The sequence below is a fragment of the Bifidobacterium aerophilum genome (assembly GCF_010667685.1).
GTDB classification, from domain to species: Bacteria; Actinomycetota; Actinomycetes; order Actinomycetales; family Bifidobacteriaceae; genus Bifidobacterium; species Bifidobacterium aerophilum.
The window spans coordinates 1-21,843 of the sequence record NZ_WHZW01000004.1; the positions used below are offsets into that span (position 1 = coordinate 1).

A 21,843-nucleotide genomic window follows, 5' to 3' on the forward strand; every position below is an offset into this window, starting at 1 on the left:
AGGACATCAACCTGACCGTCAACAAGGGCGAGGTGCTCGTCATCGTCGGCCCGTCCGGCTCCGGCAAGTCCACCATGGACGGCGATAGTCGGTCATAAGGAACGTCTATAGGCGCGCGCTGGTGCGCACTGCGTGCGGCCGGTAAGCTGGCCCGTAACAAGTTGCGGGGGAGGCCGATATGACGTTGGAACTGCTGGACTGGCATGACGGGGATCTGCTGGCGAAGCCGGTGTTCGACGCGCTGAAGGGGCTGGTGGGGGCCGGCGTACCGGAAAGCAAGATCCTCGGGGTCACGATCAACACGGACGAGGAGTCGGACACCGACCTGTGGTGCCCGACATACGGCGTGCCGTTCGAAAACACCGGCAACGTAGTGGTCGTGCACACGCACAAGACGCGCAAGGCGCCGCCGCAATTCGCGGCCGCGTTCGTGACGGCGGACACGCGCGCCGACCTCAACGGCGTGGTCAAACGCACGCTGGAGGTGTCGAAGGTCAGCTTCGCCCCGATCTCCGACGCGGTCGAGGCGACAGGCATGGAATCGGGCGGCATGTCGCCGATCGGGCTGCCCGCCGGTTGGCCGCTGCTCGTCGACCAGCACATCCTCGCGGTGCCGAAGCTGTACATCGGGTCGGGCATCAGACCGTCCAAGCTCGTGGTGGACGGGTCGATCTTCGCGGACATTCCAAGCGTCGCGTTCGTGGCCGGGCTGGGCAAGCCGCGGGCGTGAAGGCCTCGGACCCCCTCAGTCAGCTTCGCTGACAGCTCCCCTGTCAGGGGGAGCGGGCGAAGAAGGATCTGCTCCCCTCATGGGACAAACGGAGAGAAATCAGCAAGCCGCGGGCGTGAAGGCTTGTGTTCTGTAAGTGAGCGTTCACTGTCCATAAGGCGTCCGAGAAATGGACGGCGTGTGCCGAATCGGTAACATGAGGCCGATATACTGCCCGCATGTCGCAAATCCAAGAAGAAGAGAAAACCGCCCGCACCCCGCTCGTGCCGGGCGTCGAATACCCCGATCACCCGCTCGTCGAGCTGACCCACGTCGAAAAGTACTTCGGCGACCTGCACGTCCTCAAGGACATCAACCTGACCGTCAACAAGGGCGAGGTGCTCGTCATCGTCGGCCCGTCCGGCTCCGGCAAGTCCACCATGTGCCGCACCATCAACCGCCTCGAGACCATCGACTCGGGCGACATCCGCATCGACGGCAAGGCCCTGCCGCAGGAAGGCAAGGAACTTGCCAGCCTGCGCGCCGAGGTCGGCATGGTGTTCCAGTCGTTCAACCTGTTCGCCAACAAGACGATCCTTGAGAACGTGACCCTCGCGCCGATCAAGGTGCGTCACATGAACAAGACCGAGGCCGAGCACCTTGCTATGGATCTGCTCGCCCGCGTGGGCGTCGACTCGCAGGCGCACAAGATGCCCTCGCAGCTGTCGGGCGGCCAGCAGCAGCGCGTCGCCATCGCGCGTGCGCTCGCCATGAAGCCGAAGGTCATGCTGTTCGACGAACCGACCTCCGCGCTCGACCCGGAAATGGTCAACGAGGTGCTCGACGTCATGGTCGAGCTCGCGCATGAGGGCATGACCATGCTGTGCGTCACCCACGAGATGGGCTTCGCCCGCAAGGCCGCCGATCGCATCGTGTTCATGGCCGACGGCCAGATCCTCGAACAGAACACGCCCGACGAGTTCTTCGAGCATCCGCAGACCGACCGCGCCAAGGACTTCCTGTCGAAGATCCTCACCCACTGATCCGGCGCGGTGGAGGCAACCATATGACTGTGAAACTATCTGTGAAACGCATCGCCACGCGCGTGGTCGCCGCCGTGGCCGCGCTCGCCTGCACGTTCTCGCTCGCGGCATGCGGCGAGGACGAGGCCGGCAAGATCCGCATCGGCATCAAATTCGACCAGCCGGGCCTCGGCTTCAAGAAGTCCGGCACCTACGTCGGCTTCGACGTGGACGTGGCCAAGTACATCGCCAAGAAGCTCGGCTACTCCGAGGACGAGATCATCTGGAAGGAGGCGCCGTCGAAGCAGCGTGAGGCCATGCTGCAGAACGGCGACGTCGACATGATCCTCGCCACGTACTCGATCACCGACGAGCGCAAGAAGGCCGTCTCCTTCGCCGGCCCGTACTTCGTCGCCGGCCAGGACCTGCTCGTGCGCAAGGACGACCATTCGATCAACGGCCCGGAGGACCTCAACGGCAAACGCCTGTGCTCCGTCACCGGTTCGACCTCGGCAGCGACCGTCAAGGAGAAGTTCGCGTCCGAAGTCCAGCTCATGGAGCAGCCCGGCTACGCGGAATGCGCGACCGCGCTGTTCTCCGGCATCGTGGACGCGGTGACCACCGACGACATCATCCTCGCCGGCCTCGCCTCCGCATCGCGCGGCAAGCTGCGCGTCGTCGGCAAGCCGTTCACGCAGGAATACTACGGTGTGGGCATCAAGAAGGGCGACACGAAACTCGCCACGCAGATCAACAACGCCATCGTGCAGATGATCCAGGACGGCTCCTGGCAGCGGGCCGTCAGCGACAACACCGAAGGCACCGACTACACGCCGGACGTGCGCTACAACCCGCCGACGCCGAACGAAGGGGAGGAGGAGTGATGAACGGATTCCTCGAACTGTTCAGCCAGTACGACGTGCTCGGCGCGTTCCTCGTCAACATCGAACTGACGCTGTGGAGCGCCCTGTTCTCGCTCGTGCTCGGCGTGATCCTCGTCATGATGCGCATCTCGCCGATCTCGTCGCTGCGCTTCGTCGCCGGCGCGTACGTCGAGCTGTTCAAGAACCTGCCGCTGACGATCATCATGGTGTTCATGGTGCTCGGCGCGTACGCGCAGCTCAAGCTCAGCTTCTCCGACACGTTCGCCACGAACTTCTTCTGGCTCGCCGTCACCGGCCTGTCGCTGTACACCGCCGCGTTCGTGTGCGAATCGCTGCGAAGCGGCATCAACACCGTGCCGGTCGGCCAGGCGGAGGCGGCGCGCGCGCTCGGCCTCGGCTTCATGCAGGCCGCCACGCAGATCATCCTGCCGCAGGCGTTCCGCGGTTCGGTCGCCCCGCTCGGCAACACGCTGATCGCACTGCTCAAGAACTCGACCGTCGCCGCGGCCGCGTCCGTGTCGACCGAAACGTCGTCGCTCATGAGCCAGATGATCGAATTCCGACCCGACGTGATCATCCAGATCTTCCTGATCTTCGCGTTCGGCTACGTGATCCTGATCATCCCGATCGGCATGCTCACCACGTACCTGTCCAACAAGCTCGCCGTCAGGAGGTGATTTCGGATGGCTGATACTTCCAATTCCGTACTGTTCGATGCGCCCGGCCCGAAGGGTCGGCGCACCATCCGCATCGCCAACTGGATCGCCGGCGTGATCTTCGCGATTGTGCTCGTGCTGATCCTCATGCGTCTGCACAATCCGCCGCAGGGCGAGAACCAGCTGAGCTGGGAGCTGTGGAAGCCCGCGCTCGAACGCGAGGCATGGACCGACTTCTACCTGCCGGGCCTGTGGGCGACCATCCGCGCCACGATCGTCGCCGTGGTCGGCGCGGTCGCGTTCGGCTTGGTGTTCGGCGTCGGCCGACTGCTGCCGAACGTCGTGATCCGTTCGGTTTCCGCCGTGATCGTCGAGTTCTGCCGTGCGGTGCCCGTGCTGCTGCTCATGATCTTCTTCTGGCGACTGTTCGCATTCGCCGGCATGCCCAGCCCGTCGTACTGGGCCGTCGTGCTCGCGCTCGTGCTGTACAACGGCTCGGTCGTGGCCGAGCTCGTGCGATCCGGCGTCGGCAACCTGCCGAACGGCCAACGCGAGGCGTCGCTGGCGCTGGGCCTGACCGAAACGCAGTCGCTCATGCAGATCGAAGTGCCGCAGGCCGTGTACGCGATGCTGCCGGCCGCCGTCACGCAGCTCGTGGTGGTCCTGAAGGACACCGCGCTCGGCTCGATCATCATGTACACCGACCTGCTGCAGGAGTCGCGCCGACTCGGCTCGATGTACTTCAACATCCTGCAGACGCTCGTCATGGCCGCGGTGATCTACTTCATCGCATGCTGGCTGCTGTCCCGTCTGGCCGAATGGCTGCCGGAACGCATGCAGCAGCGCACGGCCGCTCCGGCCGAACCCGAGCCGGTCGCGCCGATCGCCATCATGGACCCGTCGAACGTCAACCAGATCGCCGTCGCGAAGGAAGTCAAGGAACTGCCGTACGGCGGCACGCCGCGCAAGTACCATGTGCACCACCGCGGCACGAACGCGTCCATCCGCAACTGGCGGCGCACGCGGTACGAGCAGGGCTACGACGAGACGCATCCCGAATCGCAGGTCGACCCGCTGACCGGCGAATTCCCAGCCGCCCGCAAGGCCGCGGAAGACGAGAAGGCCGCCAAGGCGAAGGCCGCACGCGCCAAGCGCAAGGCCGAGGCGGAAGCCGAGTCCGGCGCCAAGCCGGGAGACAAGGCCGCGCACCACACCGACGCGATGCCCGAACACAATCCCGTGTTCAGGCACGGCAACGACGTGGGCAAGGGCCATCCGAACCTCGGAGGCAAGCCGAAGATCTGATCCGTCCGGTGTACGGATCGTTCGCGGGCAGCGTCGTAAACGGTGAAACGGGCCGACTCCCTTACGGAGCCGGCCCGTTTCGTGTCTTCCCCCGACTCGGCGACGGCATCGAAACGTCCGCGGTTCATGCCGCATGCCGTTTGCCCAGTGTTCAGATACGGTACGGCCGGCGTTCGTGCGGATACGGTGTCGGATTCACCTGGATTTCCTAGCGTGGAAACGTCCATAGGCATATGGCGGCGGCCGCGCGTTCGCGGGGTGAGCGTACGGCCGCCCGGCCATACGAGGGGAAGGAACATCCGTGGATCATCATCAGGGTCTTCATCCGGTGTCACGCGCCGTGGCCGCGCTGCTGACCGCCGCGGCGACGATCGCGACCGCGGCATTCGCGTTCGTGCCCGTCGCGCACGCCGTCGATGCGGCCGACAAGCCATCCGTCATCATCAACGAGGTCTTCGCCGGCAACACCAAGGAGCTCGGCGATCCGGTCGAGCAGCGCGACGATTGGGTCGAGCTCAAGAACACCGGTTCCGAGCCCGTCGACGTCAAGGGCTGGGACATCTACGACGAGAAGCAGAACAAGCACTACACGATCGGCGTCGACAAGGAGATCAACGCCGACACCGTCGTCCAGCCAAACGGCTACCTCGTCGCGTACATCGACTACAACGGCGATCCCGGACTCGGAGCGGACGCCGATTCCGTCTACCTGACCTCGTCCGTCGGCGACAAGTACGATGCGGCCTCCGAAGTCGACTCGACGACATGGAAGCTCGCCGACAAGATGACCGACGCGCAGTCGTGGTCGCGCGCAGACGACGGCACGTTCAAGGTCAGCGACAAGCCGACGCCGGGCGCGGCCAACGAATTCCCGAATCCCACACCGACCCCCGATCCGGGCGAGACGATGACCGTCAACGCGTGGCCGGGCCTCGACGCCGTCACCGCGGTCGACGCCGACGGCGAATTCGGCGCGAAGGGCCAGTCCGGCGACCACACCGACGGCAACCTGTCCGGACTCGTGTACGAATCCGGCCGCAACGGCGCCGCCGACACGCTGTGGGCCGCCGACAACGACCTCAACCCGACGCTCGGCAACACCGAGGACAAGGGACCAGGATCGATCAACAAGTTCGTGCTCGACGCCGCGACCGGCACATGGAAGCAGGACCCGACCGGCGGTTGGACGTTCGACGTGAACGGCCAGACCAAGGGCGGCAAGCAGCTGCACTTCAAGGACGGCAAGGGCGGCGTCGACTCCGAAGGCATCACCATCATCCCGGGCACGGACGGCTCCCTCGACTCGTCCAAGGGCGTGTTCATCGGCGCCGAACGCGACAACGAGAACAAGAACGTGCCGCGTCCGTCCATCCTCTCCTATGACGTGAACGCGGCCGCCTCGGACACGAACGGCGACGGCGCGCAGGACCTGACCGCCACGCACGAATGGAACCTCGTCGCGCCGCTCAGCCAGTTCGGCGTGACCCTCGGCAAGGACGACGCCAACCTCGGCGTCGAAGGCATCGCGTTCATCCCGGATTCCGTGCTCACCGCCAAGCACTTCAAGGCCAACCTCGACCCGAGCAACGTGCATGACTACGATCCGGCCGGCACCGCCAACGACTACGGCGGCCTGTTCTTCGCGGCGCTCGAGAAGACCAACGCGATCTACGCGTTCGCGCTCGCCACCGTCGGCGGCAATGACGTGGCGTACCCTCTCGCGCAGATTCCGCTGCCGGTCTCCGCGGCCAACGCCGGCTTCGACGGTCCGCGTGACCTGACCTGGGACGGCGAACACGGCCAGCTCCTCGCCGAAGGCGACAACGACAAGGGCACCGGTGCGAAGATCGCCACCTACACCTTCGGCCAGGACGGCACGCTCGCGCTCACCGCGCTCACCTCGACCCCGACCGAGATCGCCGGCCAGAACTCCGAAGGCTTCGCGATCACGTCCGACAAGAACGCGCGCGCCATCGATGGCGGCATCGCCGGCAAGACGTACAAGCCGGTCTTCTGGGCCGACGACGGCGTGACCGACGGCCACTCGCTGCGCCAGGGCTGGATCGAGGCGACCAACCCGAACCAGCAGCCCGATCCGCTGCAGCCCACCAAGGTGACGCTGTTCGGCATCACCGACTTCCACGGCCACATCGAAAACGGTGGCTACCTCGCCACCGCGCTCAAGGAAACCAAGACCGCCAACCCGAACACGCTGTTCGTCGGCGCGGGCGATTTGGTCGGCGCATCCGCGTTCGAATCGTCCATAGCGAACGACGTGCCCGCCATGGATCAGCTCAAGGCGATGGGACTGACCGTCTCCGCCACCGGCAACCACGAGTACGACAAGGGCGCCTCCGACCTGGCGAACCGCATCGTGCCCGGCATCGCACCGGCCAAGTACGTCGTCGCCAACGTGACCGGCGACGTGCTCAAGGGCAAGGTCGAACCGTACGTCATCGAGGAATCCGGCGGCAAGAAGATCGCCTTCATCGGCGGCATCTTCGCCACGCTCGCCGACTCCGTCTCCCCGGCCGGCATGAAGGGGATCACCGTCACCGACCCGATCGAGGCGATCAACAAGTACGCCGACCAGCTGTCGGACGGCGACCCGTCCAACGGCGAGGCCGATGCGGTCGTCGCCCTCGTCCACGCCGACGCGAACGACCTGAAGAACCTCGACGCGAACGTCGACGCGGTGCTCGCCGGCCACACGCACCTGTACGAGACCGCGAAGACCAACTCGGGGGCGCCGATCATCGAAACCGCGAACTATGGCGTCGAATACTCCACCACCGATCTCGAAATCTCCGGCAGCGGCCAGGGTGCGAAGGTGACCGCCACCGCGGCCAAGCACGACGTGTTCACGCAGGACGCGAACGGCAAGAGCGTGCCGCTGTTCGAAGCCGATCCGGCCGTCAACCAGATCTACCTCGACGCGAAGGCCGCCGCCGACGCGAAGGGCAACGAAGTACTCGGCACGCTGGCCGACGACGCCACGTTCAACCGCGGCGCCAGCAAGCCCGGCGACCTGACCACGCGCGGCAACAACCGCGGCGTCGAATCCACGCTCGGCATCCTCAACGGCAACGCCGCGAAATGGGCCGCCGAACAGTCCGGCCAGAAGGCCGACATCGGCGTGATCAACGCGGGCGGCATGCGTGCCGACCTCGACCCGAACGACGACAAGCAGGTGACGCTCAAGGAGGCGCACGACGTGCTGCCGTTCGGCAACTCCAACGCCGTCGTCACCCTGACCGGAGCACAGCTGAAGACGCTCATCGAACAGCAGTGGCAGCCGGCCGACGCGCAGCGGCCCGTCCTATGGCTCGGCTTCTCCGACAACGTCGACTACCAGTACGACACATACGTCGCCACCGTCGACGGCAAGCAGGTGCCGCGCGGCGCCGTGCACGACCTGACCGTCAACGGCAAGGCCGTGCGCGACGACGACAAGTACCTGATCGCCGGCAACTCGTTCCTGCTCGCGGGCGGCGACAACTTCACCGTCTTCCAGCAAGGCACGGGCTACGTCGACACCGGCTACATCGACTTCGACGGCTTCTCCGACTACCTCAAGGCGCATCCGAAGCTCGAATCCGCGAAGACCCGCCACAGCGCGGGATTCTCGGCGGCGCATCTGGCCTCCGACGGCACGGTGACGTTCACCGTGAGCGGTTTCGCGTTCACCGCCGACGAACCACGCCCGTGGGGTGTGCGGCTCGTCGCCAATGGCGTGGACTTCGGCAACCTGACCGGGCTTGATTTCACCGGCGAGGAGCAGGGGCCGGGAGCCGGTTCGCTGACCGTGACCAGGAAGCTGACCGCGGCTGAGCGTGCGGCGTTCGTGGCCGCGGCGGACAAGGCCCCGGCGGCTGCGAAGGATGCGGCCGCGGCCGACGGCGGGGCGCTGGCGATCGGGGATGCGACGGTGAAGACGCTGCTGACGAAGCCGGCTCCCGAACCGACGCCGGAACCCGAGCCGACGCCCACTCCGGAACCGCAGAGGCCGGGCCGGCCCCAGCAGAACGGCGGGCAGACCGCGAACCCGTCCGCCAAACCGCAGGCCGGCGTCTCGCCGACGGTCCTATCCTCGACCGGCGCGTCCGTGGCATGGATGGCGCTCGCCGCCGCGGTTCTCGTGGCCCTCGGCGGCATCGGACTCGCCGCTTTGGGCGTGCGGCGCTGCGACGAGTGACGGCCGGTTGACTTCCGGGGCGAAACGCGGATACCTTCGCCGTTTCGCCTCGGGTGCCGATACCGTGGCGGGGCAACTCCCGGATGGTTCCGTGGAGTTGCCCCGCTCAATAGTCTCCTGGCGGGGCAACTCCCGGACGACGTATCGGAAGCACCTCGCAATCGCCGCGCCGGACCGCCGTACAATCGTGTGCATGGGCAAAGGCGACAAGCGAACCGACGACGGTTCCGACTCGGGCATCGGCAAATCGGCCGGTGGCAAGCACATCGGCAAGACGCTCAAACGCGCCGAAAACGGCATCGAGTCCATTGAGACGGGCGACGGCGCGGCGGAGCGGCTCGCCCGTGCGGCCAAATCCAGCGAACTGCTCAGCGCGGTCTGGTCCTTGCCTCCCGCCCAGCGCCTCATGTTCCACGCCGGCATGCAGGTCACGCAGGTCCGCGGCGATTCCACGCCCGGCTTCGACGGCGACAAAACCGACGCGGAACGGTTCATCGCGCTGAGTTCCACCGAAATCGCCCGCTATCAGAACCTCCTGTACGCCAACGGCGTGCGTGGCTCACGCCGTCGCCTGCTTATCGTGCTGCAGGGCATGGATGCCTCCGGCAAGGGCGGCATCGTCAAGCACGTGTTCCGTCAGGGCAACCCGATGGGCATCCACTATCACGGATTCGGAGCGCCCACCACCGAGGAACGGGCGCACGACTTCCTGTGGCGCGTCGAACGCGAACTGCCCGATCCCGGCTGGATCGCCGTCTTCGACCGCTCCCACTACGAGGACATCGTCATGCCGCACGTCTACGGCACCCTGCCCGAGGAAACATGGCGCGCGCGATACGACATCATCAACGATTTCGAACGAGACCTCGTCGCCGACGGCTGCACGATCATCAAGATCTTCCTCGTCGTCAGCCGCGAGGAGCAGAAACGTCACTTCCTCGGTCGTCTCGACGACCCGACCAAACGTTGGAAGTTCGACATGTCCGACCTCGATGCGCGTGACCGCTGGAACGACTACATGGCCGCCTGGCAGGAGACGTTCGAGCGTACGAGCACGCCGGCCGCGCCGTGGTATCTCGTTCCCGCCGACAACCGCTGGTACTCGCGGGCCGTCGTCTCCGAACTGCTGCGCACGAGCCTGAAGAACATGAACATGACCTGGCCCGCGCTGAAGTCCGGCATCGATCCGGACGAGGCGAAGCGACGTCTTGCGGCGGAGCGGAGGTAGAAGTGCGTGTCCCTTTACCGCGTTCGGCGGGAAGGCATAGTGACATATAACGGTACATCTTGGCATTGCTGAAATTGCTGCGATTGCATGACTTTCCGTCTCATTTCAGTATGATTACGTATGTATCGATACAGTAATGGTGGCGATGGGGGCGCGACGCAATGATGACGATGACGGAACCAGTGCGATGGCAGGCGCAGATGATCGGCGGGCCGGACGACACCGTGGAGGTCGATCCGGCCGCGGCGGGCGGCAAGATGCGACGGCCGCCGGTGATCCGCTGTGATTTCGACGTGACCGGCACTCCGGCTGCGGCGCGGTTGCGCGTGACCGCATGGGGCCTGTTCGAAGCGGAATTGAACGGCCGACGAGTCGGCGAGGACGTGCTGGCGCCCGGCTGGACCGTGTACGACGAACGGTTGCCGTACTGGACCTACGACGTGACCGATCTGGTGCATGACGGCGCGAACGTGCTCGGTTTCTGGCTCGGCGACGGATGGTATCGCGGCCGGATCGGATTCAACGGCGGGCAATGCGACAACTACGGCAGCCGGCTGGGCATATTCGCGCAACTGGAACTGACGGATGCGGACGGTACGGTCACGGTCGTCGCGTCGAATGCCGATGACGGGCGATGGAAGACGGGCTGCGGCCCGATTCTCGCCAGCGGATTGTACGAGGGGGAGACCTTCGACGCGAGGGAAGGACGTGACCCGTTCTCCGAATCGGCGACATCCGACCGTCATTGGCAGCCGGTCGAACGGCTCGACTTCGATCGGTCGGTCCTGTATCCGGCGAACGAATCGACCGCCGTGCGCTGCATCGACGAACATCATCCCAGGGCAATCAGCCAGCTCCCGGACGGTCGCTGGCTCGTCGACTTCGGCCAGAACTGCACGCAGCGCGTCGTCCTGACCGTCCCCGCAACCGAGCCCGGCCACGAGATCGACATCCGGCACGTCGAGGTCATCAACCCCGACGGCACGCCGGCCACTCGCCCGCTGCGCCGCGCCATCCAGCACGACCATTACGTCAGCGACGGCAATCCGGCCGTCTGGGAGCCGCGCTTCACCATGCACGGCTTCAGATACGCGGTCGTCGGCGGCTGGCCGTCCGATCGTCCGCTCACCGTCGCCGACCTGCATACGCGCGTATACAGTTCTGCGCGGCACCGTCTCGGCTGGTTCGCCTGCTCCGACGAACGTGTCAACCGGCTCTCCGAGAACGCGCTCTGGTCGATGCTGTCGAACTTCGTCTCGATCCCCACCGACTGCCCGCAACGCGACGAACGCTTCGGCTGGACCGGCGACATCGCCGTGTTCGCGCCCACCGCCGCGTACCTGTACGACGTGAACGGTTTCCTCGACAGCTGGCTCTCGGACGTCGCGATCGAAACCGAACGCTGGGGCACCGTGCCGTACTACGTGCCGTATCCGTTCCCGGGCTGGGGCAAGCCGGACGCGGTCGCGCTGTGGGGCGACGCTGCGACGATGGTGCCGTGGGCGCTGTACATGGCGACCGGCGACGTTGCGGTGCTGCGGCGGCATATCGGATTGTCCCGTCGCTGGATGGATGAAATCGCGGGACTGCTTGCGGATGACGGCGTATGGGACCGCAAGCCCGACGTATGGTGCGGCCAGCTTGGCGACTGGCTCGATCCGACCGCGCCGCCGGACGATGCGGCCCGCGCCATGACCGACAAGGCGCTCGTCGCCACCGCGTTCGCCGCGCATTCGGCCGATCTGGTCGCACGCATGCTACGCGCGATCGCGACGCATGCGACCGCGGGCGCTGATGCAACTGTTGCCGGAATGCCGGATGATGATGCGTCGGACGGTCGGAATCTGCGCGATGCCGCGACGATGCTGCGCGATGCCGAACGATACGAATCGCTCGCCTCGCATATCCGCGCCGGATTCCGCACGCGGTTCGTGCGACCGGACGGTACGATGACTTCGGACACGCAGTGCGCGTACGCCCTGCTTATCGCGCTCGACATGCTGGCCGGTGCGGACGGAACCGCCGAATACGACCGGCTGCGCGCGGCGGCGGGGGAGCGGCTCGCGCAACTCGTGCGCGAACGCGGGTACGTGGTCGGCACCGGATTCGCCGGCACGCCGTTTGTGCTGCCCGCGCTGTGCTCGACCGGACACGCGGATGAGGCGTTCTCGCTGTTCCTGTCCGACCGGTGCCCGTCGTGGCTGTACCAGGTGCGCATAGGCGCGACGACCACATGGGAGCGCTGGGATTCGATGCTGGAGAACGGCGAGGTGAACCCCGGCGATATGACCTCGTTCAACCATTACGCATTCGGCTCGGTGCTCGACTGGATGCACGCGGCGATCGGCGGGCTGGAACTGGCCGACGCCGGTTGGCGACGCATGCGTGTGCGGCCGCAGGTTGCCGCAGCGCTCGCGCACGGCATCCGCTCCGGCTCCGCCGCGCATGTCACGCCGTATGGGAAGGCGTCGGTCGCATGGTGGGAGGGCGACGATCATGTGGTCCGCATGTCCGTCGACGTCCCGCAGGGCGTCACCGCCGAACTCGGCCTGCCCGCCACCGACGAACGCGACGGGCGACGGTTGCCGGCCGGTGCCATACTGTCCGCGGGCCATTGCGATCTGCTGATCTGGACCGACGTTCTCGAAGTGCGGTAGACGGGCAGCGGGTAGACTGGGGAGCATTATGGCAGATACTGAGACTTATGGTTCCTTGGGGGCGCTGGCGCCGAGCTGGGACGACGGCGAACGCAACATCGATTCGGACGAGATCTACGAGCGGTTCTTCGGCTGGGTGCATGACGTCAAGCACATCGAGCCGTGGCCGCATCAGGAGGAGGCCATCATGGACCTTCTCGCCGGCGATCACGTGATCCTGAACACGCCCACCGGTTCGGGCAAGTCGCTGGTCGCGCTCGGCATGCATTTCGCCGCGCTGTGCACCGGCCGGCGGTCGTATTACACCGCGCCGATCAAGGCGCTCGTCTCGGAGAAGTTCTTCGATCTGGTCGACGTGTTCGGCCGCGACAACGTGGGCATGATCACCGGCGACACGCATATCAACGCGGATGCGCCGATCATCTGCTGCACGGCGGAGATCCTCGCGAACCAGGCGTTGCGCGAGGGGCGGCATGCCGACGTCGGATGCGTCGCGATGGACGAGTTCCATTATTACGGTGATCCGGAGCGCGGCTGGGCGTGGCAGGTTCCGCTGCTCACCTTGCCGAAGACGCAGTTCCTGCTGATGAGCGCGACGCTCGGCAACGTGGACGCGATCGCCGACAAGCTCGAGGACATGACCGACACGGACGTGGACATCATCGCCGACGCTCCGCGGCCGGTGCCGCTCACCTACGAGTACACGCTCGATCCGCTTGAGAAGACCGTAGAACTGGCGTTCCGCGAAGGGTCCACGCCGATCTACGTCGTGCATTTCTCGCAGGACGCGGCGCTGGAGACCGCGCAGGCGCTCGCCTCGACCGGAGTCTCCAGCAAGGAGCAGCGCGCGGCCATCGCCGAGGCGATCAAGGGCGTCAAGTTCACCACCGCGTTCGGCAAGATCCTGCAGCGTCTGCTGCGCACCGGCGTCGGCATCCATCACGCCGGCATGCTGCCGCGCTACCGTCGACTGGTCGAACAGCTCGCCCAGCAGGGCCTGCTGCCGGTCATCTGCGGCACCGACACGCTCGGTGTCGGCATCAACGTGCCGATCCACTCGGTCGTCCTTACGGCGCTCACCAAATTCGACGGCACGCACATGCGCAAGCTGCGCGCGCGTGAATTCCACCAGATCGCCGGCCGCGCGGGACGCATGGGCTTCGACACGGAAGGGCTCGTGATCGCGGAGGCCCCCGAGTTCGAGATCGAGAACGCGAAGGCCGTGGCCAAGGCCGGCAACGATCCGAAGAAACTCAAGAAGGTCAAGCGCAAGAAGGCTCCGGAAGGGTTCGTCACATGGAATCAGGCCACGTTCGACAAGCTCATCGACGCGGCCCCCGAAACGCTCGTGCCGCACATGAAGATCACGCATTCGATGGTCCTGAACGAGGTCGCGCAGGGCGGCGACGCGCGCTACCGCGTCGACCGGCTCATCGACGACTCCGCGCAAAGCCCCGACCAGAAGGAGAAGCTGCACCAGCGGGCCGACGAGATCTTCCAGACCCTGTTCGACACGAAGGTCATCGAAACCGAGGACCGCGACGACGGCGGCAAGAACTACTACCTGGACGTGGACGTGCCCGACGATTTCGCGCTCGACCAGCCGTTGTCGCCGTTCCTGCTCGCCGCGCTCGAACTGCTCGACCCCGAGTCCGACACGTACGCGCTCGACGTGATCTCGATGGTCGAGGCCACGCTCGAAGACCCCAAGCAGGTGCTGAAGGCGCAGGAGCGTCAGGCGCGCGACAAGGCGCTCGTCGAGATGAAGGAGGACGGGCTCGAATACGACGAGCGCATGGACAAGCTGCAGGAGATCACGTATCCGAAGCCGCTTGAGGACATGCTGCAGGCCGCGTTCGACCAGTACCGTGCCGACGTGCCGTGGGCGAACGACTACTGGCTTTCGCCGAAGTCCGTCGTGCGTGACATGGTCGAAACCGCGTCCGACTTCACGGGGTACATCGCCCGCTACAACATCGCCCGCTCCGAAGGTACGCTGCTGCGCTACCTGTCGGACGCGTACCGTGCGCTCGCGCGTACCGTGCCGGCCGAAAAACGCGACGAGCAGCTGGACGACATCATCTCGTGGCTGCGCGTGGTCGTCCGCTCGATCGACTCCAGCCTGGTGGACGAATGGGAGCATGCGGGCGACGAGTCCGATGCGGCCGCCGAAGCCGCGGCGAACCTGGCCGCGCCGGGCGGCTCGCGCGAGGCGGTGGTCGAGGACCGTCGCGGCCTGATCGTGCTCATCCGCAACGCGATGTTCCGTCGCGTGCAGCTCATGGATCTTGACCGACCCGAGGAACTCGGCGCGCTCGACAAGGACTGGGGTTACGGCGTGCACGAATGGGAGGATGCGCTCGACGACTACTACGACGAGCATGAGTACGTCGGCATCGATGCGGCCGCCCGTTCCGGCAAGCTGTTCATCCTCGACGATTCGCTTGAGCAGAAGGAACACGCGTGGAAGGTGCGTCAGATCATCGACGACTCCGACGGCGACCATGACTGGGCCATCACCGGCACCGTCGACCTCGACACCACGCAGGAGACCGGCGAGGTCGTGTTCTTCGACTACCACGTCGGCGCGGCCTGACGGCGGCTGGACCGCTGGCGCGTGTGGAGGGGCGTGGCGGTTTGGGGATCCGCCACGCGAGATGTCGAACGGATGTTCGAAGGTTGGGGTATGGTAGTCGTATGAGCGATACTGACCTGTTTGACGCGAGCGCGGCCGCCGACGAGACGATGACGCGGCCGCTTGCGGTGCGCATGCGGCCGAACACCGTGGACGAGGTGGTCGGCCAGTCGCAGGTGCTGGGGGAGGGCAGTCCCCTGCGCCGGCTGGCGAACCCCGCGTCGAAGGGGTCGCTGACCGCGCCCAGCTCGGTCATCCTGTTCGGGCCTCCTGGCGTGGGCAAGACCACGCTCGCCTATATCGTCGCCAAACAGTCCGGCCGTGCGTTCGAGGAACTGTCGGCCGTCACGTCTGGGGTCAAGGACGTGCGCGACGTGCTGTCGCGCGCACGGCACCGTCTCGTGTCCCAAGGCAAGGAGACCGTGCTGTTCATCGACGAGGTGCACCGGTTCTCCAAATCGCAGCAGGACGCGCTGCTGCCGAGCGTGGAGAACCGCGACGTCACGTTCATCGCCGCCACCACCGAAAACCCGAGCTTTTCGGTCATCAAGCCATTGCTCAGCCGATCGGTCGTCGTCAAGCTCGAATCGCTGGAACCTGACGATCTCAAAACGCTGATCCTCCGTGCGGTGGAGGATCCGCGCGGGCTCAAAGGAGAAGTGAGGATCGACGACGACGCCGTGGACGAGATCATCCGGCTCGCCGGCGGCGACGCGCGTAAGACCCTGACGATCCTCGAAGCGGCGGCCGGCGCGGCCACCGGCGACCAGACGCGCAAAAAAGGCGCCCGTCGGCCGGTCATCACGCCGGACATCGTCAGCAAGGTCATGGACGTGGCGACCGTGCGATACGACAAGGACGGCGACGACCATTACGACGTGATCTCCGCGTTCATCAAATCCATGCGGGGGTCCGACCCGGACGCGGCCATCCACTACCTCGCGCGCATGCTGCGAGCGGGGGAGGACCCGCGCTTCATCGCCCGTCGCATCATGATCGCCGCCGCCGAGGAGGTCGGCATGGCCGCGCCGCAGATCCTGCAGGTCACCGTGGCCGCCGCGCAGGCCGTCGCGATGATCGGCATGCCCGAGGCGCGGATCATCCTCGCCGAGGCGACCATCGCCGTCGCCACCGCGCCGAAATCCAACGCCAGCTACAACGCGATCAACGCGGCGCTCGCCGACGTGGACGCCGGGCTGATCGGCCAGGTGCCGCTGTATTTGAGGAACGCGCCCACCAAGCTTATGAAGGAGTGGGGCAACCACGAGGGATACAAGTACGCGCACGACTGGCCGGGCGCGGTCGCCCCGCAGGAATACCTGCCCGAGGAATTGAGAGGAAAGGAGTACTACCATCCCAACGACCGTGGATACGAGCATGAGGTGAAGCCGCGATTGGAGAAGATCCGCAAGATTCTTCACGAAGGGGAGTGACGTTCCCCGGACGCGGCATCCGACCGGCGTGATTGTCCGGTGTGGTCGGCTAAGGTGTGCGGTGGTTAGGGGCGGAAACGGATGGCCGAATGCCGGTTGCGATCCGTCGAGACAAGACGCCCGAACGGTTGGCAAACCACATTCCACAGATATCATGACCGCATGTGGTCGCCGCCATGCGACTGCCGTCATGAGAGTTGAGCACAAGAAACGGGAGTACGCATGGAATCGCCTACGACACATCAGTCGGGCAATACCGAAACGGCACGCACCGACATCACCCATACCACGCACGTCGGCGCCGCACATGGCGGCGCCGCGCATACGCGCGCGTCCGAAACCGGACCCGTGGCCGCCGCGCGCACCGACGAACGCATCCCGCTGAGCCTGATCGGCTCCATCGTCGCCGTCGGCTCGCTTGCGTTCGTCGGCATCCTCACCGAAACGGTCATGACCGTGCTGTTCCCCGAACTCATGGTCGAGTTCAGCGTCAACACCGCCACCGTGCAGTGGATCACCACGATCTACCTGCTGGTCGTCGCGGCCACCATGCCGTTGTCGTCGTTCCTCAACCGGCGGTTCAGACTCAAAACGCTGTTCGTCGCGGCCGTGACGCTGGCCGTGCTCGGCTCGTTCATCATGATCGTCGGTCACTCGTTCCCGCTCATCCTGATCGCCCGCGTCATCCAGGGCGTCGGTTCGGGCGTGGCCACGCCGCTCATGATGAACATCATCCTCCAGCAGGCACCTCGTTCCAAGGTCGGGCAGCTCATGGGCGTGGGCTCGCTGGTCATCACCGTCGCGCCGGCCATCGGACCGACCGTCGGCGGCGCTATCTCCAGCGTGCTGCCGTGGCGCGCGATCTTCGTCATCGTCATCCCGATCGTACTGTTCGTATCCCTGCCGGTCGGCCTCAAGTGCATCCGTCAGACGCGTCCGACCGAAGCCGCGCAGCTCAATCCGCTGCAGTTCGTCGCGATCGTGCTTGCCCTGTGCGGCCTGATCTTCGCGCTCAACCAGGCCGGCGTGGCGGTCGGTGAGGCCGTGTCCGGAGGCTCCGGCGCGGTGCGTTCCGCGATCCTGGCCGCCGTGAGCCTCGTCATCGGCGTCGGTTCGCTGCTGTTCTTCGGCTGGTCGTCGAAGCGTTCGTTCTCGCCGCTGATCCGCTTGGGCTGGCTGCGTGACCCGGTCGTGCTGCTGCACCTGCTGCCGTACCTGCTCATGCCGATCGTCGGCATCGGCTTCGGCTACGTGGTCACGAACGTGGCGCAGATGTCGCTCGGCACGACGGCGTTCGTGGCCGGTGCGCTCGTGCTGCCGGGCGCGCTGATCGGCGCGTTCTTCGCCCCCGTGGGCGGCATGCTGTACGACCGGTTCGGCGCGCCCCGTCCGGTGCTCGCCGCGATCGGCACGGCCACGCTTGGCCCGGTGCTGCTGCTCGTCTTCTCCATGCATCTGACGCCTGCGCTGCTGGCCGGCTTCTACTTCATTTTCGGCCTGTGCTATGCGCTCGGCTACTCGAACATCATGACCAGCGCGTTGAACGGCATCGACCGCGAATTCACTCCGGACGGCAATGCCGTATTCCAGACCTCGCTCCAGTTCGGCGGCGCGGTCGGCACCGCGCTGTTCTCGACGATCCTCGGCGTGGCGCAGGCCGAAGCCGGAGAGGAAGGATCGGCAACGTTCCGGCATGCCACCGCGGTCGGCGGCGCATGCGTGTTCGCCACGATGATCGTGATCTGCGTGATCTCGGTCTGCTCGCTGGTCGCCGCGTTCCGTCTGCGCGCGGCACGGCGCTAGATCGGCCGGCGACGGTTCGCTGCGACCGCGGCCATGTTCGATGGGCGGTTTTTGCCGGATGGCGGAAACCGCCCTTATTCGTATGCGCGGTTGGAAGGAAGCGCGGCGGAGTGTGCCGCTGTCCCGCTCCATTGTCTGAACGGGTTGTTAGTGTGCGGAGCCATGTGTTCTTTGTGTTGCATGATGGTGGGCGTCTGCCCGCAGACCGGCGGACTGCCCGGTCTGATCTAACGGGCCGGCGGAGCCATGCCCGAAGTCGGGCGTGACCGAATCCGCATTGTTTCACCAATCCCGTCATTCATCATGTTCGTCGACATATGCCGTCGTGTGCCGATATGCGGTCCGAATCCCGCATGCGGTGCGATCATACGCAAGCGCGCCATCGATAACGGCTGTGTCCTGTTCGGAAAGCAACAACACCTCATCTATGTCTCAACACACGCAATCCGTATCATCGTCTGAACCTGAAACCGACCCTCGCGAGAACGGCTGGAAGCCGCGCGTCGCGCTGCTGCTCACGGGGCAGGCCTTCTCCCTGCTGGGATCCAGCATCGTGCAATACGCCCTGTGGTGGTGGATCGCCCTGGAATGGAAATCCGGCTGGTCCATGCTGTTCGCCACCGTGTTCGGCGTGCTGCCGCAGGGCGTCGTCTCGATCTTCGGCGGTTCGATGGCCGACCGTTACCGTCGCAAGCCGCTCATCATGCTGCCCGACCTCATCATCGCGGCCGTCACCATCGTCCTGTCATTCGCGTTCGCGCATGGCTGGGCCGGACTACCGCTGTTGTTCGTCGTGCTGCTCATCCGTTCGTCCGGCGGCGGCGTGCAGACGCCCGCCGTCCAATCGTTCATCCCCGACATCACGCCGACCGGCAAGCTGTTGCGCGTCAACTCGGTGTTCGGCATGATCAACTCGGCCAATATGATCGTCGCACCGGCCGTCGCCGCCGTGCTCATCAATGTCATGCCATTGTGGTCGATCCTGCTCATCGACGTGACGACCGCGGTGATCGGCGTCGGATTCGTCGCGTTGATCCGTGTGCCGGCCAAAGCCGCGACCGCGACGGCCGGTGCGATCGCCGGCGCTCCGGCCGCCGCGACCGATGCGCATCCGATCATCGCCGGCATCCGCCGTACGATGGACGACCTCAAGGCCGGATTCGCATACACGATGCGCCACAACCACTTGAAGGGCGTGGTGCTCGGCGACGGCATGACCTGTCTGATGTCCGTCGCGCCGCTCAACCTCACGCTGCTGCTCATGACCCGCGAATACGAGGGCATCGACCTGAACCTCGGCTTCGTGAACCTGACCACCGCATCCGACAAGCTCGCCGCCAACGAGCTGAGCCTGAGCATCGGCATGCTGCTCGGCGGCGTGTTCATGTCGACGATCGGCGTGAAGATCATCCGCAACAACATGCATGTGATCGCGCTCGGCATCGCCGCGGTCGGCGTCACGGTCGTGGGACTGGGACTTGCGCCCGGGCTGCTCAGCTATCTCATCATCAACGCGCTGTGCGGCGTCGCGTCGGCCGTGTGCGTCGGCCCGATGCGCACCGTCATCCAATCCGAGTCCGACGAGTCGATGGTCGGACGCGTATTCGGCCTCGACACCACGCTCGCCACGTTCGGCATGCCGGTGGGCATGCTCGTCTTCGCGCCGCTCGCCGATATCATCCCGATCATGTGGGTGTTCGTCGCCGGCGGTCTGCTGACCCTGCCGGTCGCGTGGTATGTGTGGAAGCTGTCGAAATGACGATGCGATCAAGCGGGCCGTCGGCGCCGCTGAAATAACGGATATGGCCGGTTCCCATGACCTCGCGATGGGGATCATGGGACCGGCCATATCCGGTGAAGCCATCGGGCCGTCTTACTTGGCCAGCTGCTCCTTGTAGTTCTTGACCGCCTCGGCCAGCGCCTCATCGGTGATGCCGAACGCGCCGAACGTCACGAACGGCTTGACCCACGTCGCGCTGATGTAGTTCGCGGTGCCCTGGAACGGGACCAGCACCTGGTCGATCACGAACTTGTTCGCGCCGTCCGGCTGGTAGTTCGCCTCCGGCGAGCCGGTGGAGACCGCCACCTGGAACTTCTTGCCTTCGAATGCGTGGCCCTCGGAACCGTACGCCCAGCCATGCTGCAGCACCTCGTCTTCCCAGGTCTTGAGCAGCGCGGGGGCGGAGAACCACCACAACGGGAACTGGAACACGATGCGGTCGGCGGCCTCGATCGCCGCCTGCTCGGCCGCGACGTCGATCTTGCCATCCGGATAGAGCGCGTACTCGTCGCGCACGGTCACGTTGTCCAGTTCGGCGGCCGCGTCGGCCAGCGCCTTGTTGACGTGGGACTGGGTGTTCAGACCCGGGTGGAACACGAGAACCAAAGTCTTCATGATGATCTCCTTAATATATGCGTAATGATGTCCGCTCCGTTCGGGATATCCCGGATCGAGATACCACGAAACGAGCCAACCGACATTGATACTACCTTCGCAGATGGCATGTCGTTTGGCGAGCCGCGTACGTTCTGAGCGAACACCGCCGTGGGCCGACGGCGTGCGGTGCGGGCTGACGGATGCGGGTGCGATTCGCGTGACGGGTCGCCTTGCCCGCTGCGCGACGGTCGCGGGTTGACTTCGAGCGCTTGAAGTTTCTACCGTCGATGATGAGGCTGCGATCGTGACAATGACCTCGACATGATCACGGCGGAGAATCAAGGACAAAAGTCATCAAGGAGCCACCATGGACAATCCGAGCGCATTCCCGATGGGCGCGCCGAACGACGCGTACGCGCAGTATTTCGAGGGCCAGAGCTATCTCGCGCCGCTCGCCGCCGACGACCAGGTGTCGGTGGCGAACGTCACGTTCGAACCGGGCTGCACGAACCATTGGCATATCCACCACGGCGTGTGCCAGATCCTGCTTGCCGTGGGCGGTCGCGGCTACTACCAGATCGAAGGGCAGGAGCCGGTCGAACTGAAGCCCGGCGACGTGGCCTACATCCCGCCGGAGACGAAGCACTGGCATGGAGCGGCGCCGGCCGAGTCGTTCGCGCACGTGGCCATCATGCCCAAGGCCGAGGGCGCGTCGAACGAGTGGCTCGAGCCGGTGGATGAGGACGCCTACCGCGCCTTGGCGTAAGTCTCCGCGGCGTCTCGGCGTTTCAAGGCCGTAAGCCGGCATGATCGGTTCGATCTTGTTGGCTTACGGCCTTGTTCTTGCCCCGAAACGACCGTAAGTCAATGGGACGATCGTGATCCTGTCGACTTACGGCCGCCGGAGCGGGTGGAAACGGCCGTAAGTCGACAGAGTCA

The 21,843-nt window shown here is 65.5% G+C and carries 13 protein-coding genes and 2 pseudogenes; 14 read left to right on the forward strand and 1 reads right to left on the reverse strand.

Features of this window, described 5'->3' with window-relative positions; translation table 11 throughout:
• The 13 genes and pseudogenes from GFD25_RS02225 to GFD25_RS02285 all read left to right on the forward strand — a co-directional run.
• Positions 1-77, forward strand: a pseudogene (locus tag GFD25_RS02225) (ATP-binding cassette domain-containing protein); the annotation flags it as partial.
• A 101-nt stretch (positions 78-178) separates the two neighbouring features.
• The gene (locus GFD25_RS02230; RefSeq protein WP_204314742.1) at positions 179-730 is read left to right on the forward strand and encodes a YbaK/EbsC family protein; all 552 of its coding nucleotides are present in this window, start codon (positions 179-181) and stop codon (positions 728-730) included.
• 218 nt (positions 731-948) lie between these two features.
• Positions 949-1,752 (forward strand): amino acid ABC transporter ATP-binding protein, encoded by an 804-nt coding sequence (locus GFD25_RS02235; protein ID WP_163229565.1) that lies wholly within the window; start codon positions 949-951, stop codon positions 1,750-1,752.
• Between the two features lie 23 nt (positions 1,753-1,775).
• A complete protein-coding gene (locus GFD25_RS02240; protein WP_163229567.1) occupies positions 1,776-2,615 on the forward strand; it encodes a glutamate ABC transporter substrate-binding protein in 840 nt (279 codons plus the stop codon).
• Positions 2,615-3,292 carry an amino acid ABC transporter permease gene (locus GFD25_RS02245; protein WP_163229569.1) on the forward strand — a complete coding sequence of 226 codons (678 nt, stop codon included), beginning with the start codon at positions 2,615-2,617 and terminating at the stop codon, positions 3,290-3,292. The genes GFD25_RS02240 and GFD25_RS02245 overlap by 1 nt, the downstream gene beginning before the upstream one ends.
• Before the next feature lie 6 nt (positions 3,293-3,298).
• Positions 3,299-4,396, forward strand: a pseudogene (locus GFD25_RS02250) (amino acid ABC transporter permease); the annotation flags it as partial.
• A gap of 481 nt (positions 4,397-4,877) precedes the next feature.
• Positions 4,878-8,771 (forward strand): 5'-nucleotidase C-terminal domain-containing protein, encoded by a 3,894-nt coding sequence (locus GFD25_RS02255; protein WP_163229571.1) that lies wholly within the window; start codon positions 4,878-4,880, stop codon positions 8,769-8,771.
• Positions 8,772-8,964: 193 nt separating this feature from the next.
• Positions 8,965-9,999 (forward strand): PPK2 family polyphosphate kinase, encoded by a 1,035-nt coding sequence (locus tag GFD25_RS02260; protein WP_163229573.1) that lies wholly within the window; start codon positions 8,965-8,967, stop codon positions 9,997-9,999.
• A gap of 170 nt (positions 10,000-10,169) precedes the next feature.
• On the forward strand, positions 10,170-12,656 hold the full coding sequence (locus tag GFD25_RS02265; RefSeq protein WP_163229575.1) for an alpha-L-rhamnosidase: 2,487 nt from the start codon (positions 10,170-10,172) through the stop codon (positions 12,654-12,656).
• Between the two features lie 28 nt (positions 12,657-12,684).
• Positions 12,685-15,252 (forward strand): DEAD/DEAH box helicase, encoded by a 2,568-nt coding sequence (locus GFD25_RS02270; RefSeq protein ID WP_163229577.1) that lies wholly within the window; start codon positions 12,685-12,687, stop codon positions 15,250-15,252.
• Between the two features lie 101 nt (positions 15,253-15,353).
• Complete coding sequence (locus tag GFD25_RS02275) at positions 15,354-16,724, forward strand: replication-associated recombination protein A (RefSeq protein ID WP_163229579.1); 1,371 nt, start codon at positions 15,354-15,356, stop codon at positions 16,722-16,724.
• A gap of 222 nt (positions 16,725-16,946) precedes the next feature.
• Positions 16,947-18,527 carry an MFS transporter gene (locus GFD25_RS02280; protein ID WP_163229581.1) on the forward strand — a complete coding sequence of 527 codons (1,581 nt, stop codon included), beginning with the start codon at positions 16,947-16,949 and terminating at the stop codon, positions 18,525-18,527.
• 427 nt (positions 18,528-18,954) lie between these two features.
• Positions 18,955-20,286, forward strand: a complete 1,332-nt coding sequence (locus GFD25_RS02285; protein WP_163229583.1) for an MFS transporter — start codon at positions 18,955-18,957, stop codon at positions 20,284-20,286.
• Positions 20,287-20,400: 114 nt separating this feature from the next.
• On the opposite strand, the gene GFD25_RS02290 is transcribed toward GFD25_RS02285, so the two are convergent.
• The gene (locus GFD25_RS02290; RefSeq protein ID WP_163229585.1) at positions 20,401-20,922 is read right to left on the reverse strand and encodes an NAD(P)H-dependent oxidoreductase; all 522 of its coding nucleotides are present in this window, start codon (positions 20,920-20,922) and stop codon (positions 20,401-20,403) included.
• Positions 20,923-21,271: 349 nt separating this feature from the next.
• Here GFD25_RS02290 and GFD25_RS02295 point away from each other — a divergent pair, with 349 nt between their 5' ends.
• Complete coding sequence (locus GFD25_RS02295) at positions 21,272-21,670, forward strand: cupin domain-containing protein (RefSeq protein WP_163229587.1); 399 nt, start codon at positions 21,272-21,274, stop codon at positions 21,668-21,670.
• Positions 21,671-21,843: the final 173 nt, after the last annotated feature.